This is a genomic window from Ornithinimicrobium ciconiae (assembly GCF_007197575.1).
GTDB lineage: Bacteria > Actinomycetota > Actinomycetes > Actinomycetales > Dermatophilaceae > Ornithinicoccus > Ornithinicoccus ciconiae.
Map to the genome: position 1 here is coordinate 3,743,013 of NZ_CP041616.1, position 17,412 is coordinate 3,760,424.

The 17,412-nt window shown below is 67.9% G+C and carries 12 protein-coding genes; 5 read left to right on the top strand and 7 right to left on the bottom strand.

The window, feature by feature from the left end; all coding sequences use genetic code 11:
• Positions 1-16: 16 nt before the first annotated feature.
• The 3 genes from FNH13_RS17350 to FNH13_RS17360 all read right to left on the bottom strand — a co-directional run bounded on the left by FNH13_RS17350 (position 17) and on the right by FNH13_RS17360 (position 8,151).
• Complete coding sequence (locus FNH13_RS17350) at positions 17-4,351, bottom strand: S8 family serine peptidase (RefSeq protein ID WP_228266470.1); 4,335 nt, start codon at positions 4,349-4,351, stop codon at positions 17-19.
• Between the two features lie 301 nt (positions 4,352-4,652).
• Positions 4,653-5,273, bottom strand: coding sequence for a winged helix-turn-helix domain-containing protein (locus tag FNH13_RS17355; protein WP_143784595.1), 621 nt, complete (start codon positions 5,271-5,273; stop codon positions 4,653-4,655).
• 367 nt (positions 5,274-5,640) lie between these two features.
• On the bottom strand, positions 5,641-8,151 hold the full coding sequence (locus FNH13_RS17360; RefSeq protein WP_143784596.1) for an ATP-dependent Clp protease ATP-binding subunit: 2,511 nt from the start codon (positions 8,149-8,151) through the stop codon (positions 5,641-5,643).
• Between the two features lie 284 nt (positions 8,152-8,435).
• On the opposite strand from FNH13_RS17360, the gene FNH13_RS17365 reads away from it, so the two are divergent.
• A complete protein-coding gene (locus FNH13_RS17365) occupies positions 8,436-9,122 on the top strand; it encodes a hypothetical protein (RefSeq protein WP_143784597.1) in 687 nt (228 codons plus the stop codon).
• Between the two features lie 2 nt (positions 9,123-9,124).
• Here FNH13_RS17365 and ku read toward each other — a convergent pair whose 3' ends face one another.
• Positions 9,125-10,156, bottom strand: coding sequence for a non-homologous end joining protein Ku (gene ku, locus FNH13_RS17370; RefSeq protein ID WP_143784598.1), 1,032 nt, complete (start codon positions 10,154-10,156; stop codon positions 9,125-9,127).
• 17 nt (positions 10,157-10,173) lie between these two features.
• Here ku and ligD (FNH13_RS17375) point away from each other — a divergent pair, with 17 nt between their 5' ends.
• Positions 10,174-11,136, top strand: coding sequence for a non-homologous end-joining DNA ligase (gene ligD, locus FNH13_RS17375; RefSeq protein WP_143784599.1), 963 nt, complete (start codon positions 10,174-10,176; stop codon positions 11,134-11,136).
• 31 nt (positions 11,137-11,167) lie between these two features.
• Positions 11,168-12,028, top strand: a complete 861-nt coding sequence (gene ligD, locus FNH13_RS17380) for a non-homologous end-joining DNA ligase (protein ID WP_143784600.1) — start codon at positions 11,168-11,170, stop codon at positions 12,026-12,028.
• A gap of 99 nt (positions 12,029-12,127) precedes the next feature.
• Here ligD (FNH13_RS17380) and FNH13_RS17385 read toward each other — a convergent pair whose 3' ends face one another.
• The 3 genes from FNH13_RS17385 to FNH13_RS17400 all read right to left on the bottom strand — a co-directional run bounded on the left by FNH13_RS17385 (position 12,128) and on the right by FNH13_RS17400 (position 15,053).
• A complete protein-coding gene (locus tag FNH13_RS17385) occupies positions 12,128-12,463 on the bottom strand; it encodes a histone-like nucleoid-structuring protein Lsr2 (RefSeq protein ID WP_143784601.1) in 336 nt (111 codons plus the stop codon).
• A gap of 370 nt (positions 12,464-12,833) precedes the next feature.
• Positions 12,834-14,357, bottom strand: coding sequence for a lysine--tRNA ligase (gene lysS / locus FNH13_RS17395; RefSeq protein ID WP_143784603.1), 1,524 nt, complete (start codon positions 14,355-14,357; stop codon positions 12,834-12,836).
• A gap of 129 nt (positions 14,358-14,486) precedes the next feature.
• A complete protein-coding gene (locus FNH13_RS17400) occupies positions 14,487-15,053 on the bottom strand; it encodes a methylated-DNA--[protein]-cysteine S-methyltransferase (RefSeq protein WP_143784604.1) in 567 nt (188 codons plus the stop codon).
• Between the two features lie 187 nt (positions 15,054-15,240).
• Between FNH13_RS17400 and FNH13_RS17405 the strand changes: the two genes are divergently transcribed.
• Both FNH13_RS17405 and FNH13_RS17410 read left to right on the top strand, forming a co-directional pair.
• Complete coding sequence (locus FNH13_RS17405; protein WP_228266471.1) at positions 15,241-16,194, top strand: SAM-dependent methyltransferase; 954 nt, start codon at positions 15,241-15,243, stop codon at positions 16,192-16,194.
• A 79-nt stretch (positions 16,195-16,273) separates the two neighbouring features.
• Positions 16,274-17,377, top strand: a complete 1,104-nt coding sequence (locus tag FNH13_RS17410) for an NADH-quinone oxidoreductase subunit D (protein WP_143785215.1) — start codon at positions 16,274-16,276, stop codon at positions 17,375-17,377.
• Positions 17,378-17,412: the final 35 nt, after the last annotated feature.

Here is a 17,412-nt window from a genome sequence, read left to right on the forward strand (position 1 = left end):
TTCCCAGGGTGAAGCCTCAGCATCCGATCTTCGCGAGCGTGAAGTTCACCGTGCGCACCACACCACGTGCCGGGTCAGCAGTGGCAGCCTTCGGCCGCCAGCCGTCCTTGGCCGCGATGATCTGCACCCCACCGGGGCGGGTGTGCTGGGTGTTGACCCAGGTGGCGTAGTCACCGTCGGCGTCGGTCGAGAGCACCCAGCCAGGGTGATCGGTCCGCGTCGGGGTGATGTCCACCGTGGCGCCGGCGATCGGCGCCGTGACCGTGTCACAGTCCACTCCCGAGACGTTGCCCATCAACTTGCCCCACGGACGGGGCGGGGAGACGTGCATCGTGACGGGGATCGGGTCGAAGGACTGCGGCGTGTTGGCGCTCACCTTGATCCCTGCGGTGTAGACACCCGGCTGTGCGACGTTGCCGTCGGTCGTCACGTCAACCGTGACGCTCTCACCGGCCGGGATGGTCAGCTCGGTGGCGCTCAGGGAGAGCCACTCGACGTCGGCGCCGGCTGCGCCGCAGTCGTCGAACCCAGGCAGGTACTCGGTGTTGGCCGTGGCGTTGAAGTTGCCAGAGGACCCGCCGAACTTGCCGAACCCACACGCCGCCGCACCACGGTAGACCGCGGTGTTGGAGTTGGGCAGGTCCACCCACTCGTCGGTCGACGGGTCGTAGGCGAAGGTGGCGTTGGTGATGGTGCCACCCTGCACACCGCCGTTGACGATGAGCATCCCGTTGGCTGCCGCGTACTGGCTCGCCCAGGTGTCGATCGGGGCGTCCGCGATAGCCGTCCAGGTGTCCGTGTCCGGGGTGTAGACGTAGCTGGCTGCGGTGCCTGCGGCACCGCCGTTGCCACCGGTGCAGTAGACCTCGCCGTTGATCCCACCGCAGGAGGCGAAGGCCACCGGCGCGGGGTAGTTGGCCAGGGTTTCCCACGTGTCCGTGCCCGGGTCGTAGGCCGTGACGGCGTTCGACATCGGGGTGCAATCGGCGCTGGAGCAGCCACCCACGGAGTACAGCTTGCCGTCTGCGACGGCCTGGCCGGCGGCCGAGACCGCGACCGGGTTGTCTGCCACGGCGGTCCAGCTGTCCGCGCCCTCGTCGTAGACGAAGGTCTCGGCAGTGGTTCCTGCCGCGACCCAGCCGCCGGAGACGACGATCTGGCCGTTGACGACACCTGCAGTGACCGCGTTGCGGGCACTGGGCAGCGGCGCCACCGCGGTCCAGCTCATGTCTTCTGCGTCATAGCGCAGCACATCGGCGTAGGACGCCGAACCCGAACCGCCCGTGATGAGGTACCACGTGCCGTCCAGGTTGACCGCCCGGCCATCCATGTTGACCGAACCCAGCTGCGGCAGGTCGGTCCACGGTGCCTCGGCCACGCCGCGCGCAGCGGGCTCGGCCTGAGCAGCCAGACCGCTCGCGTGCTGGGCGAAGGAGACCTCAGCCTCGATCTCTTGCAGCGGAGCACCCTCGGTCTTGTGCATCTCGCTCATGAGCTCCTTGGTGCCATCGGCCCGCAGGATCTCAAAGTCGCCAGCGAGCTCGGACAGCGTCACCTCTGCAGCACCGGTGCCGGTGTTGCTGATCGTGAGCTTGTCGGTGACCGAGTCACCGAGCTGCACGTAGGTGGTGATCGAGTCGGGGCTGACGTCCACCAGGCCGGAGCCCAGCGTGAAGTCGGCCCGGACGGCGTCATCCTCAGCCACGTCAACCGACTGGGTCACGCTCTCGTAGCCACGCGCGGTGGCCTCGAAGTCGTGGGCGCCGGTCAGCGTCGAGAAGATCCAGTAGAAGCCGTCGTCGAGGTTCTCGTCGTCCGGAGTGGCCACGGTCGTCGCGGACTCCTCGGGAGCCTCGACGCTGGTCACCGAGGCGCCAACGATGCCCTCGCCGGTCTCGGCGCTGGCCACAGTGCCGACCACATAACCTCCGGCGATGCTGGGCTCACAGGTGCGGTTGCCGACGAAGACGTCGTCAACCTGCCACCAGTAGTCCCAGGAAGCGGAGTAGTGGAAGCGGACCTGCACATCGCTCTCACCGGCGGCGGTGGGCATCGGCAGAACGACCTCACCACGGCTGTCCGTCGTGTAGGTCGCCAGCGTCTCCCAGGTCTCGCCGCCGTCGATGCTCACGTCCACCTCACCGGACTCACCGGTGCCGAGGAAGGCGTTGTAGTCGTGCTTGAACCCGATGACGGGCTCAGCCAGCGCGCTCATGTCGACCACCGGGGTGACCAGGGAGGTGTCCTGGACGCCGCCGCTGCCGTAGTTGTCACTGTCGACGATCGCGTAGCCGCCCTCACCGCCGGTGAGGTTGCCACGGTTTCTCGAGTCGTCGAACAGCCAGACCTGACCGGTGCCCGCGTCGTCGGTCACCGTCCAGCCCTCAGGCGTCTCGGTGCCGTCGAAGGACTCGACCACACCCTCACTGCTGTGCGCATAACCGGGGGCGACACAGCTGTCGGCGTCCACGATGACCTGAATGTCCTGCACGACCTGCGGAACCCGCTTGGCGGACTCGCGCGACCCGGTGAGCGGTGCGCCCTGGGGGCTGACGACCACCGTGGCGGTCTCGTAGCCGGGGTACTGCGCCTCGACCTCCAGCGTGTAGTCGGCTCCGATCGGCAGGGCGAGGGTGTACTCCCCCGTGGCCGGGTCGGTGTAGGTGCTGACGTCGGTGCCCTGGACGGACACCTTCGCGTAGACGGGCCAACCGTGCCCAGAGCCATCGGTGACCACACCGGAGACCGCTGTGGACTCCTGGGCCTCCAGGTCGAAGTCCAGCGTCGCGGTCCCACCGGCGGGCACAGTGACCGACTCGGTCTCGGTGCCGTAGCCGAACTTGGAGACAGTGACGTCGTAGTCACCGGCCACCAGGAGCGAGGAGTAGGTGCCCTCCGCATCGGTGACGGTGGTGCGCTCTGCCTCACCGACGATGACGACGTTGGCCCCGGAGATCGCGTCGCCGGTGTCGGCGTCCGTGACCGTGCCGTTCAGCTCACCGGTGTCACCGGTGGGAGCCGCCTCAATCAGTGCCAACGCGTCGAGACGACCCTCACCGAAGACGTTGTTGTCGTCGGCTGTGCCACCGCAGGTCAGGTTCTCGGTGTCGATCGCGGTGCCATCGAGCAGGGCACGCGTGCCCTCGATGTCACCGACCAGCGAGGGGGCTGCCGACCACAGCAGCGCGACGGCGCCGGCCGCGTGCGGCGAAGCCATCGACGTGCCTGAGTAGTTGGCATAGCCGTTGCCGGGAACCGAGGACCGGATCGCGCTGCCCGGGGCGGCGATGTTGGGCTTGATCTCCCCGTCCTGACCGGCGCCCTTGCCCGAGGTGTTGGAGATGGCGTGACTCGAGTTGTAGTTGCCCACCGAGTAGGTGATGATCCGGCTGCCCGGCGCACCGGAGGTGTTGCAGGCCGGGCCACTGTTGCCGTTGGCCCACATGCTGAAGATGCCAGCGGCGTCCCAGGCCTCGATCACGTCCTCCATGAAGGGGTCGTTGCTCGGCAGCGTGGTGCCCCAGGAGTTGTTGATGATGTGCGGACGCTTGGTGGTGTCCGGGGAGGTCCCGTCCAGCTTGGTCGGCGCCAGCATCCACTGACCGGAGTCGATCAGAGCCTGGTCGCTCGGGCAGCAACCGTTGGCGGAGATCCAGGTGGCGCCGGGGGCGACACCGACCTGGTTCTCCCCACCGTCGTCACCCACCATGGTGCCGGTCACGTGGGTGCCGTGCCCGTTGCCGTCAGCGGGGACCTCGGGAGAGGTGCCCGCTGCGTCATACCAGTTGTAGTCGTGCGTGAACGTGCCGTCACCGTTGTTGCCGCGGTAGGCGTCCACGAGCGCGGGGTGGTCCCACTGGACACCGGTGTCGATGCTGCCGACCACGATGCCCTCGCCGTGCACGCCGTAGGTGCTCCAGACGTCGTCGGCGTTGATGTCGGCGACGCCCCACTCCACTGCCGAGGGCGACATCTCTCGGTCGGCCTCGACGAGCTCTGGCGCCTCGTAGGTCGTGGTCGGGTAGATGCCCTCGACCCCGGAGTCCGCGGCCAGCGTGCTGACCAGGGACTGGTCGCCGCTGGTGATGCGGATGGCGTTGGTGGCCCAGAACGCCTGGTAATCGACGCCGTCGGCGTCCAGCTGCTCGCGGATGTCCTGCTGGCTGGCGTCCGCGCTCTCGGTGAGGGCGTCGTAGACGGCCTGACCCCGCGCGTCCCAGTCGCTGATCGAACTGAACTGCGACATGTCCGGGCGCCCGTCAAAGCGCACCCAGAAGTCAGCAGCCCCCTTCTCCTCGATCTGGGCGCTGACCTCCTCATCGATCTTGTCGGTGGCTCCGACCTCTGCCATGGGCTGCGGGGGTTGGGCACTGGCGCCTGCCAGGCCGAATCCCGATGCCACGAGCGATGCGCCGGCTACTGCAGCCAGCCATCGACGTGCACGGTGTCCGTGTACGGCCACGACTCCTCCTCCATACGGTGGGTGACCCGAGGGTTGTCCCCGGTTATCAACCGAACCTAGGAAGATCCTGAGAGCCGGACAACAACATGAGATGGGCAACTCATAGGCAACGTATACAATTGTGGCGCAACGGAATTGATCTGGACAGCACAAAACCACCGTCCGCAGGGACGGTGTGCGGACCAGTGACTCAGTTGCCGACCGCCTCCTGCACCGCGGGTGTCGGTCGGTGTCCCACGAGTCTGAATCCGAGACCTCGGACCGCCTCCAGTTCCACCGGGACGCCGAGCTCAGCGAGCTTGAGACGGAGGCGGCCGACCGCTGCGTGCATGTGGGCTCCGTTGCCGAGGTAGGGCGTGCGCCAGCCCACCTGAGAGAGTTGCTCGAAGGTGGCGACCTCGCCCATCCGCGGCAGAAGGTGCTGCAAGAGGGCGAACTCCAGACGGGTGAGCATGACCTCTCGGCCAGCGGCAGTCAGGGACAGGCGGTCCTCGCGCAGCTGCAACGGGGCAGCCACCCCCGATCGGATCGGCTCGTCGGAGCACACCTGGTCCATCGGGTCGGCCCGGTGCTCGGGTCCGTCCTCGACCACGCGGCGCGGGGGGCGGACTCCCGCTCCGCGGTGTCCCCTGCTGGGCGCGGCGTGCCGCGCCGGGGAGGTGCGTCCGGGGCCGGAGCGCCGGCTTGGCGAGGCGCCCGGCAACTGGGCCAGGACCTGGCGCGCCTGGGTGACATCTCGCACGAGGAGGATCGGGGACGAGGCCGGGATGCCCGCGGTCAATGACAGGCGCTCCTCAGCGGTGTCTGCCACGACCACGACGAGGGGTTCGCACGCGAGAGGACGGCTGCCCTCGGACGCCGCCGCTGGATGGTGCTCCACCGACTCGACTCCTCCCCGGTCCCGCGGGCGCGGCCGCGCCCTGGGATCCAGTTATCCAGCAGTGGGCCACGCAAGCAAGGGGCTTGACCCAGATTTGACCGAAAGAATGCCTCGGGCGGGACAGCGGCTGGCCTGCCCCGTAGATCCCGGCCGGACAGCAGCACCCCGCCAGCCCTCGCACCCAGGGCGACGAGGGCAGCACCCCGCCGGCGCTCGCACCCAGGGCGACGACGGCAGCAGGCCCCCTCCGCGGTCGCGGAGGGGGCCTGCTGTGGTGCGATGTCGTGCGCGGTGCCGATCAGGCGCCGGGCTGTGCCTCCTCGACGGGCACGGTGTCCGGGGTCTCGGACTTGGCCGCACCGGAGAAGGTGAACTCCCCCGTGCGGTCCTCGGCCGTCGCGTCCACCAGGACGATCTGCCCAGGCACCAGCTCGCCATACAGGATCTTCTCGGAGAGCGCGTCCTCGATCTCTCGCTGGATCGCGCGACGCAGCGGCCGCGCACCCAGCACAGGGTCGTAACCCTTGACCGCGAGCAGCTTCTTGGCCACGGGCGTGAGCTCGATGCCCATGTCCTTGTCCTTGAGCCGTTCGTCCAGGCTGGCGACCATCAGGTCCACGATCTGGACGATCTCCTCCTGGGTGAGCTGCGGGAAGACGATGGTGTCGTCGACGCGGTTGAGGAACTCGGGGCGGAAGTGCTGCTTGAGCTCGTCCGTGACCTTGTTCTTCATGCGCTCGTAGTCGCTGGCTCCGTCGTTGCCACCCGAGAAGCCCAGGGAGATGCCCTTGGCGATGTCCCGGGTGCCGAGGTTGGTCGTCATGATGATGACCGTGTTCTTGAAGTCCACGACTCGGCCCTGGGCATCGGTCAGGCGACCGTCCTCCAGGATCTGCAACAGGCTGTTGAAGATGTCCGGGTGGGCCTTCTCTACCTCGTCGAAGAGGACCACGGAGAACGGCTTGCGGCGCACCTTCTCGGTCAGCTGGCCGCCCTCCTCGTATCCGACATAGCCGGGGGGCGAACCGAACATCCGGGACACCGTGTGCTTCTCGGAGTACTCGGACATGTCCAGGGTGATGAGGGCGTCCTCGTCACCGAACAGGAACTCGGCCAGCGTCTTGGCCAACTCGGTCTTGCCGACACCCGTGGGGCCGGCAAAGATGAATGAGCCTCCGGGGCGACGCGGGTCCTTCAGGCCGGCCCGCGTGCGCCGGATCGCCTGGGACAGCGCCGAGATGGCCTCGTTCATGCCGACGATCCGCTTGTGCAGCTCGTCCTCCATGTTGAGCAGGCGGCTCGACTCCTCCTCGGTCAGCTTGATCACCGGGATGCCGGTAGCCGCCGCGAGAACCTCAGCGACGAGCTCCTCGTCGACCTCGGCCACGACGTCCATGTCGCCGGACTTCCACTCCTTCTCACGCTCGGCGCGAGCCTGGCTGAGCTTGTGCTCCTCGTCCCGCAGACGGGCAGCCTTCTCGAAGTCCTGGGCGTCGATCGCCGACTCCTTCTCGCGCTTGGTGTGCGAGATCTTCTCGTCGAACTCCCGCAGGTCCGGCGGTGCGGTCATCCGGCGGATCCGTAGGCGGGCACCGGCCTCGTCAATGAGGTCGATCGCCTTGTCCGGCAGGTAGCGGTCGTTGACATAGCGGTCGGCCATCGTCGCCGCCGCGACCAGGGCACCGTCCGTGATCGAGACCCGGTGGTGGGCCTCATAACGGTCCCGAAGCCCCTTGAGGATCTCGATGGCGTGCGCCAGGTTCGGCTCGTTGACCTGGATCGGCTGGAAGCGCCGCTCGAGGGCGGCGTCCTTCTCGATGTGCTTGCGGTACTCGTCGAGCGTGGTCGCACCGATGGTCTGCAGCTCGCCGCGGGCCAGCATCGGCTTCAGGATGCTGGCCGCATCGATGGCGCCCTCCGCCGCACCGGCACCCACGAGCGTGTGGATCTCGTCGATAAACAGGATGATGTCGCCGCGGGTGCGAATCTCCTTGAGCACCTTCTTGAGACGCTCCTCGAAGTCACCGCGATAGCGCGAGCCAGCCACCAGCGAGCCGAGGTCGAGGGTGTAGAGCTGCTTGTCCTTGAGCGTCTCCGGCACCTCGCCGCGCACGATGTCGCTGGCCAGCCCCTCGACGACGGCGGTCTTGCCGACGCCGGGCTCCCCGATGAGCACCGGGTTGTTCTTGGTGCGCCGGGAGAGCACCTGCATCACGCGCTCGATCTCCTTCTCGCGCCCGATGACCGGGTCGAGCTTGCCCTCCCGCGCGGCCTGGGTCAGGTTGCGACCGAACTGGTCGAGCACCAGTGAGCCGGCAGGGGTGCCCTCCTGGGCTCCAGCGCCGACGCCCGCGGTGGCGGACTCCTTGCCCTGATATCCCGAGAGCAGCTGGATGACCTGCTGGCGGACCCTGTTGAGGTCAGCACCGAGCTTGATCAGGACCTGGGCGGCAACGCCCTCGCCCTCGCGGATCAGCCCGAGCAGGATGTGCTCGGTGCCGATGTAGTTGTGGCCGAGCTGCAGACCCTCCCGGAGGCTGAGCTCAAGCACCTTCTTGGCACGGGGCGTGAAGGGGATGTGACCGGTGGGCGACTGCTGGCCCTGGCCAATAATCTCCTGCACCTGCTCGCGGACCGCGTCCAGCGAGATGTCAAGAGTCTCCAGCGCCTTGGCGGCGACCCCTTCCCCCTCGTGAATCAGGCCGAGCAGGATGTGCTCAGTGCCGATGTAGTTGTGGTTGAGCATCCGCGCTTCCTCCTGCGCGAGCACCACAACTCGCCGGGCGCGGTCGGTAAACCGTTCGAACATCGTCACTCCTGACAATCGATCCGGGCTGGCCTGTGTGCTCTTGCCGCACGACCGTCCATACCCTGATGCTACTTGCGTCTGCTGAGCTCAACGCCGCCGTGCGCAGCACTGTTCCACACCAGCTCGCTCGTACTGCCCCTGTTCGCCCACGGCGTAGGCCTCCCCGCCGGGTAGGCACCTGCTGTGCGGCACGCTTCCCCTCACGGGCAACCTTCAGGAAGATGGGCCATAATCGCTCGCCGCACCACCCCCGACGGCCTTCTGGCCGACTAGGAGTCACATCCATGCAGCGTCGCACCACGCTCAGCCTGTCCCTCGTCCTGCTCGCGGCGAGCGCACTGACTGCCTGCACCTCGGGTGAGGACCCGGCAGAAACAACCACGACAGCCGGGCCGACGAGCGAGGGCGCCCCGACGCAGAACCCGGACTGGTTCTGTCGGCTGATCGCGAGCGAGGCCGTTGATGCCGTCACTGATGGCCGGTCGGCCGAGGCCCGCGAGGTGGAGGCGGTGAGCACTGAGGACGAGTTCCAGTGCGACGTGGTGCTCCCGACGGCCGACGGCGACACCGAGGTGGCGATGAGCCTGTCGATGCACCGCAACATCCCCGGCCTGGCTGACGAGCTGCTGGCCGAGGTGATGGCGATCGAGGGGGCCACCCCCGGGCCCGAGCACCTCGGAGTCTCCTACATCGCGGACACCCTGGCGGTGTCCGTCGTCCCGTGCAAGACCCGGGTCGGGGCCCTGGACGAGGAGCCTCCGGTGCCCTACGTCTTCGTGATGCGGGCACCGCTGGACACCGAGGGGGCGGCGACCGGGTTGCTGGACGACTCCCTCACCCGGCTGGCTCGGGAGACGGACCAGACCTACGGCTGCAGCCCCAGCCTGATCCACGAGAACAAGGACCGGGGCGACCAGACCGGCGGCCCCACCGGTGACGCTGACGACTCCTCGGTGACGACGGCTCCCTGACCTCAGCCGGCCTTCTTGGCCGCCGACTTCTTGGCAGTCGTCTTGCTCGCCGGCGTCTTGCTGGCCGTCGACTTCTTGGCGGTCGACTTCTTGGCCGGGCTCTTCGTGGACGTGGACTTCGCCGACGTGGACTTCGCCGACGTGGACTTCTTGGCAGGAGTCCGCGTCCCGGCACTCCCGGCCGCGGATCCCTTGCTGCCAGAACTGCCGGACTCCTCATCGTCCGAGTCGTCCGACCCGCTCTCCCCACGGGAGGCCTTGGCCCGGTCGACACTGCGCTGCAGGGCCGCGAGCAGGTCCACCACCTCGCCGGAGTCCTCCTCGTCGTCGCGGTCCGGCGACTCGGTGACGTCCCCACCCTCGATCTTGGACTTCACGAGTGCCTCGACAGCGATCTGGTAGTCGTCCTCGTGCTCCTCGTGCTCGAAATCACCGGCCATCGAGTCGATCAGCATCCGGGCCATCGCGACCTCGGAGTCCTTCGGCTCGGAGACCTCGTCGAGGTTATTCAGCTGGCCGACGTCACGGACCTCGTCGGGCCACAGCAGGGTCTGCAGCACGATCGCCTCGTCGATGACCCGCAGCACCGCCATCGTCATCCTGGTCCGGACCGAGACCGTCACGATGGCCACGCGCTCGCTCTCGCGCAGCGCCTCCCGCAGCAGACCGTAGGCCTTGGCGCCCATCGCATCGGGCTCGATGTAGTAGGCCTTGTCATACAGGATCGGGTCGATCTGCTCGATCGGAACGAACTTCTCGACCGAGATCTCCTTGCTGGAACGGTTGGGGAGCGAGGCAAGATCCTCGTCGGTCAGGATCACCGATTTCCCGTCCTCGGTCTCATATCCCTTGGCGATCTCCTTGTAGGCCACCTCCTCGCCGTCCGCTTGCGCAACCCGCTTGTAGCGGATCCGGCTCCCATCAGACTTGCGCACCTGATGGAAACTCAGGTCATGGTTCTCGGTCGCCGAGTAGAGCCGGACCGGCACATTCACCAGTCCGAACGACACGGCACCCTTCCAGATCGCTCTCACTGTTACAGGATGGACCCATGAGACCCATGCTCGCCACCTCGGGGCCCGGATCTGCGGGCAGCGCCGGGGTGCCCGACGGTGACGGGTGGGCGCACGAGATCAAGTGGGACGGGATCCGTCTGCTCGCCACCGTGCGCGAGGGGCAGTTGCGGCTGACCACCCGTAGCGAGCGCGATGTGACCGTCGCCTTCCCCGAGCTGTCCGGCCTCGCCGACCTGGGCCACGACCTGATCCTCGACGGCGAGGCGGTCGCCTTTGTCGATGGCACCCCGTCCTTCAGCCAGTTGGTGGAGCGGGTGCACACCACCTCGGCCACCAGGGCGCGACTGCTCGCGGACCGCCGCCCCACGACATACCTCGTCTTTGACCTGGTGAGCCTGGACGCCCTTGACCTGACCAGCCTGCCCTGGTCCACCCGGCGGTCGGCACTGGAGGAGATCCTGCCGGACCGGGCGCGCTGGCAGATCTCTCCGCAGTATGCCGACGGGCCGGATCTGTGGCGCGCCACCGCCGAGCAGGGGCTCGAGGGAATCGTCAGCAAGCGGGTCACCAGCACCTACCAGCCGGGGGTGCGGAGCCCGGACTGGCTCAAGTTCCCGCACCGGGAGACCTCCAGCCTGGTGGTCGGTGGGTGGCGTCCCGAGACGGGCCGCAGCCGGCTGGGTGCGGTCCTGGTCGGTGTGCCGGTCCCCGGTGGGCTGTCCTTTCGCGGCCGGGTGGGCAGCGGCCTGGCCGGGCGGGCGGGTGCGCGACTGGCCGAGCTCATCGAGAAGGTCCCGGTCGGTCCGTGCCCGTTCGTCGACGACGTGCCCGGACCGGACCGTGCCGGTGCGACCTGGCTGACCCCACAACTGGTGGTGGAGATCGCCTCGCTCGGGACCACTGCGGGCAGTCGACTGCGTCAACCTGCCTACAAGGGGTGGCGCAGCGATCTCACGCCGACGGACGTGGGTGCCGAGGAGAGGGATGGTGAGCTGTGATGGCTAGTCCTCGACAGGCTGGGTGTGCCTGATGGCCAGCGGTGAGGTCCAGAGCGTGCACGTCGCGGGCCGCACGTTGCGGGTCAGCAGCCTGGACAAGGTGATCTATCCCTCCCGGGGCACCACCAAGGGTGAGGTCCTGAACTACTACGTGCAGATCGCCGACCGTCTCCTGCCCCAGCTGGCCGGACGTCCGGTCACCCGGATCCGCTGGCCGCACGGAGTCTCCGGGGAGAGCTTCTTCGAGAAGAACGTGCCGAGCGGGGCCCCCGACTGGCTACCCCGGGTGGAGATCCAGGGGCACGGCTCGCGGTCCGGACGCACCAGCGTGACCTACCCGCTCGTGGAGGACCTGGCCGGACTGGTCTATCTGGTCAATCTCGGATCGCTCGAGCTCCATGTCCCCCAGTGGCGCGTCGACGTACACGGGGTGCCCCAGCCGCCCGACCGGCTCGTGATCGATCTGGACCCCGGCCCAGGCGCCGGGTTGGCCGAGTGCGCGACGGTGGCGGTGCTGGTGCGTGACCGACTCTCCGGGGCCGGGCTGGACTGCCGGCCGGTGACCAGTGGCAGCAAGGGCATGCAGCTGTATGCCGACCTCGACGGGGTGCGCACGTCGGACGAGGTCAGCGCGGTGACCAAGGCCCTGGCGCAGCACCTGACTGAGGAGCATCCTGACCTGGTGCTGTGGCAGATGACCAAGGCCAAGCGTGGCGGCAAGATCTTTCTGGACTGGTCGCAGAACAACGCCGCCAAGACCACGATCTGTCCGTACTCGCTGCGGGGCCGTGAGCAGCCACATGCTGCCGCGCCACGCACCTGGGAGGAGATCGAGGCCGCGGTCGCTGGACGTGAGCCGCTCACCCAGCGGCCTTTCCGCGACCTCCTCTGAGGCGACGCGGGGTGATGGTGCCCGGACCGGCACGCGGACCCGCGTCATACGCACGTTGCCCCAGACCCTCATGGGTCTGGAGCAACGGAGGTGCGGAGCTCAGTGAGCTGCGGCGTAGGCGTCCTGCAGCTCCTTGGAGACACGACCGCGGTCGCTCACCTTGAAGCCGTTGGCACGGCCCCACTCCCGCATCTTGGCAAGGTCGTCGCGAGACGCGCCGGCGCCCCCGCCCCGGCCTGCACGTCGGGTCTGGCGACGTCCCCCGGAACGTCGAGCCACACCAATCCACTGGGCAAAGTCGTCGCGAAGCTTCGCGGCGTTCGCGTCGGACAGGTCAACCTCATAGGTCACACCATCAAGCGCGAATTCGACCGATTCAGTCGCTTCTCCGCCGGTGAGGTCATCCACCAGTATCACTTGGACACGCTGTGCCATGTGCCACTCCTCTTTGTCTTGGGCCAAGGCCGCCGTCGGCGACGCTCAGTAATGTACCGTGAATTAAAGTCCACGACAAAACGAATTGGCTACCGCCACAGTGAAAGACCGTGTTATGACCTAGCGAGAGTGATGCTGGGGGGTCGACACGACAGGCGAACTGTCAGCGCGCGCTCAGGTTTTTGTGTTGTCGGACTCGTCAGACTTCTTCGCACGTGCCTCACGCTCTGCGTGCCACCGACGTTCTGCAGCCCGCTCACGCCTATCGGCCTCGACAATGCGCTTCATGATCACCGCGAAGAGAAACAACAACCCCACAGAGGGGATCAGGGCCGCAATGACGGGCCAGAGGCTATCCCACCACCCCATGTCAGACCTCGGGCTTCACAAAGGGGAACAGGATGGTCTCGCGGATGCCCACGCCCATCAGGAGCATCATGACGCGGTCGATGCCCAGGCCCAGACCACCCATGGGGGGCGCCGCGTGCTCCAGCGCCCGGAGGAAGTCCTCATCCAGGTGCATCGCCTCGTCGTCACCCTGGGCCGCCAGCCGGGACTGGGCCGTGAGGCGGTCTCGCTGCACGACCGGGTCAATGAGCTCCGAGAAGGCGGTCGCCCGCTCGGTGCCCGCGATGATGAGATCCCAGGCCTCGATGAGCCTGGGATCGCTACGGTGCTGACGCGCCAGCGGTTGGGCCGCCGGCGGATAGTCGCAGACAAAAGTGGGCTGCACAATCTTCGGCTCGACGAGTTCACCGAACAACTCGAGGGCGATCTTCTGCCCGTCCCAGGACTGCTCGATCGGCACTTCATGCTCGGCCGCGAGGGCGGCCAACACACTAGTTTCAGTTTCAATTGATATCGGCAGGCCAAGCTCGGTGGAAAGCGCCTCATAGAACGGGAGCCAGGCCCACTCGCCATCGAGATCCACGACACCATGTGTGGTTTCAATCTGCCGCGTTCCCACGGCCGCATCTGCCGCAGCCTGGATCATCTGCCGGGTGAGGTCTGCCATGGTGTGTTGATCGCCGTAGGCCTGATAAGCCTCCAGCATCGTGAACTCGGGGCTATGGGTCGAGTCGATCCCCTCGTTGCGAAACACCCGACCGATCTCATAGACGCGCTCGACTCCGCCCACCACCGCTCTCTTGAGGTGGAGCTCCAGTGCGATGCGCATCGTCATGGGCAGGTGGAAAGCATTGAGTGTCGTGTGGAACGGCCGTGCCGTAGCCCCTCCGTGCACCGATTGCAGGACCGGCGTCTCGATCTCGATATAGCCATCGCCCTCGAGGATCTGTCGGATCGCGCGAATCACCGCGGACCGGGCGCGCACCATCTGGCGGGCTTCGTCCCGGACGATCAGATCGACATACCGACGCCGGACCCGAGCCTCCTCCGACATGTCCTTGTGCAGCACCGGGAGGGGACGCAGCGCCTTGCTGGCCATCTGCCAGGACTGGGCCATGACGGAGAGCTCGCCGCGACGGCTCGAGATCACCCGGCCCTGCACGAAGACATGATCGCCCAGGTCGACGAGGGACTTCCACGACGTCAGGGACTCCTCCCCGATCTCGGCCAGGCTGAGCATCACCTGCAACCGGGTGCCGTCGCCGGACTGGATCGTGGCAAAGCACAGCTTGCCGGTGTTGCGCACGAAGACCACGCGGCCCGCGACACCGACCTCGTCGGTCGTCTCCTCGCCGGTCTGCAGGTGACCCCACTGCCGGCGCACCGCGTCGATGGTGTGGGTGACCGGCACCTGCACGGGGTAGGGCTCGATCCCGGCCGCCAGCATCTGGGCTCGCTTGGCGGTGCGCACCCGGACCTGCTCGGGGACGTCGCTGGTGTGCTCGTCCGGCGTGGTCTCGGGGTCAGGGGCGGAGGGTGCAGTCACCCGTCCAGCCTACCTAGCGGGCCCGGCGCATCCCGACTCGGCGCTTGACCCTCAGGGGTGACGGCCACCCAGCACCCCGCGACCCCGCCCTACATCACCCCGCGACCCGACGCCCCTGGCGACGGTCCGTCACCAGAGCGAGAGCCCACCCACGCCTTCCTCCAGACCCAGCAGCCAGCGCTTGCGCTCGACACCACCGCCATAGCCAGTGAGCTTGCCCGTCGACCCCACCACGCGGTGGCAGGGCACGATGATCGAGAGCGGGTTGCGCCCGTTGGCGAGCCCGACGGCTCGCGAGGCGCCGGGGCTCCCCAGCTCAGCGGCGAGCTGACCATAGGAACGGGTCTGCCCATAGGGGATACGCAGCAGGCACTCCCAGACGCTCCGTTGGAAATCGGTGCCTCGCGGCGCCAACGGCAGGTCAAAATCGGTCAGTTCCCCCGCGAAGTAGGCCGCCAGCTGGCTCGCCGCGGCCCCCAACACCTGGGGCGTCGAGTCGGAGTCGAGGGCTGTCCACTCTCCCCAGCCGGAGCGGTCCGTGTGCCGGTGCACGGCCATGTAGACACCGGTGAGAGCCACGCCGTCACAGACCAGCGTGATCTCGTCGATCGGACTCTCGACGACCACGTGGTGGGTGTTGGGGCCGGCCGGCTCCCGCCAGCGTGCCGCAGGACCCCGGTCAGGGAGGGTCGTCATCTGTCCATGGTGCACCAGGATGCTGACACTGCGCGGTATCGGCATCGCCCGCGGCAACCGCACCTCCCCCAGAGCCGGCTCAGCCCGAACCAAACCTCTCCAAAACTGCGCGCGGCAGCAACGAAACCCCTCCAAAAATCCGTGGAACAGCAACAAAACCCCTCCAGAAATAGGTGAGACTGGGCCCGTGGGTTGGCGGCGGTGGGACGAGGCGTGGCAGGAGGCGCTCTACGGGCCGGGAGGGTTCTATCGCCGGGCCGCGCCGGCGGAGCACTTCGCGACCTCCGCGCAGGGTCTTGGTGCGACCGGGGCACTGCTGGCCGAGTCGCTCCTGCTGCTGGCTGAGCGGCACGGTCTCACCCGCATCGTCGAGATCGGTGCCGGGCGGGGTGAACTGCTCACCGCCCTGGCCGCGATGAGCCCCGACACTGAACTGGTCGGGGTCGACATCGTCGACCGCCCGGAGCCTCTCCCACCGGAGGTCAGCTGGATCCGCTCCCCTGGTGGAGCACCCCTGCCCGACGAGCTGACCGGCCTGACCGACACCCTCCTGGTGGCCCACGAGTGGCTCGACGTGGTGCCCTGCCCCGTCGCGGCGCGCGGGCCGGACGGGACCTGGCATGCCGTCCTGGTCGCCCCGGACGGCAGCGAGCAGCCTGGCCCACCGGTGGCCGGACCCGACCTGGACTGGCTCCGCGGGCACCTGCCCGCCGAGGTCGACCGGGCGGAGATCGGCCGCCCCCGTGACGCGGCCTTTGCCGATCTGAGCGCACGGGTGCGGACCGGACTGGTGCTGGTCGTCGACTACGGCCACCTGGCGGCAGACCGCCCGCTCCACGGCACGCTCACCGGCTATCGCGACGGGACCCAGGCGCCCCCGGTGCCGGACGGCTCCTGCGACCTGACGGCTCACGTGGCACTCGACTCCCTGGGCGCCGACCACGTGCGGAGCCAGCGTGAGGCGCTGCACGATCTGCTCGGTCGGGCCGAGCTTCCCTCCCACGACCTCTCCCGCACCGACCCGACGGGCTATCTGCGCCTGTTGACCCGTGCCAACGCCCTGGCGACGCTGACATCCCCCACTGGGCTGGGTGCCTTCTGGTGGGCCACGTCGCTCCGCAGCAGCCCTGACCTCGGATAGCGTGGGGAGGGTGCCGCACCGCAACGCCCCGAGGGAACTCGACGTCGAGTTGGGAACCGCCGGACTGACCACCACCGAGATGGTGCTCAATATCGGTCCCCAGCACCCCGCCACGCATGGCGTCCTGCGCCTGCGCATCACCGTGGACGGCGAGCGCATCGTGGCGGCCGAGCCGATCGTCGGCTACATGCACCGCGGTGCCGAAAAACTCTTCGAGGTGCGCGACTACCGCCAGATCATGGTGCTCGCCAACCGGCACGACTGGCTGTCCGCCTTCAGCAACGAGATCGGCGTCGCGCTGACCGTCGAGCACATGCTCGGCATGGAGGTGCCCGAGCGCGCCACCTGGACCCGCACCCTGCTCGCCGAGCTCAACCGGGTGCTCAACCACCTGATGTTCCTGGGCTCCTATCCCCTGGAGCTGGGCGCGATCACACCGATCTTCTATGCGTTCCGGGAGCGCGAGGAACTGCAGGCCGTGATGGAGGAGATCTCCGGCGGCCGGATGCACTACATGATTGCCCGCGTCGGCGGCCTCCGTGAGGACATCCCCGAGGGCTGGCTGGACCGGGTCGACACGGCCGTGGCTGCGGTGCGTTCACGGATGCCGGACCTGGAGTCGATGCTGATCGACAACCCAATCCTGCGCGGTCGGACAGTCGGCGTGGGGGTCCTCACCCCCGAGCAGGTCAGACAGTATGGCGTGTCCGGGCCGATCGCCCGAGCGTCCGGTCTGGACGTGGACCTGCGTCGCGACGAGCCCTACCTCGCCTACGCCGACCTGTTCGGGCCAGACGGTCCCGGCCGGGTGGTGACCCGCAGCGCGGGCGACTGCTATGCGCGCCTCGAAGTGCTGCTGGAGCAGGTGCAGGTCAGTCTCGACCTCGCCGAGCGGTGCACCGAGGTGCTGCGCGGGCTGCCCGACGGTCCGATCGACGTCAAACTGCCCAAGGTGCTGCGGGTGCCTGAGGGCGAGCACTACTTCGCGACCGAGAACCCGCTGGGCCTGAACGGCTACTACCTGGTGAGTCGGGGCGACAAGGTCCCCTGGCGCCTCAAGCTGCGCTCCGCCTCGTTCAACAACGTCCAGGTGCTGTCCGAGCTGCTGCCCGGTGCCCTGATCGGCGACATGGTCGCGATCCTGGGCTCCACCTTCTTCGTGGTCGGCGACATCGACAAGTAGGACGCCGCGTCGCCGGACCGCTCAGAAATCGTCAC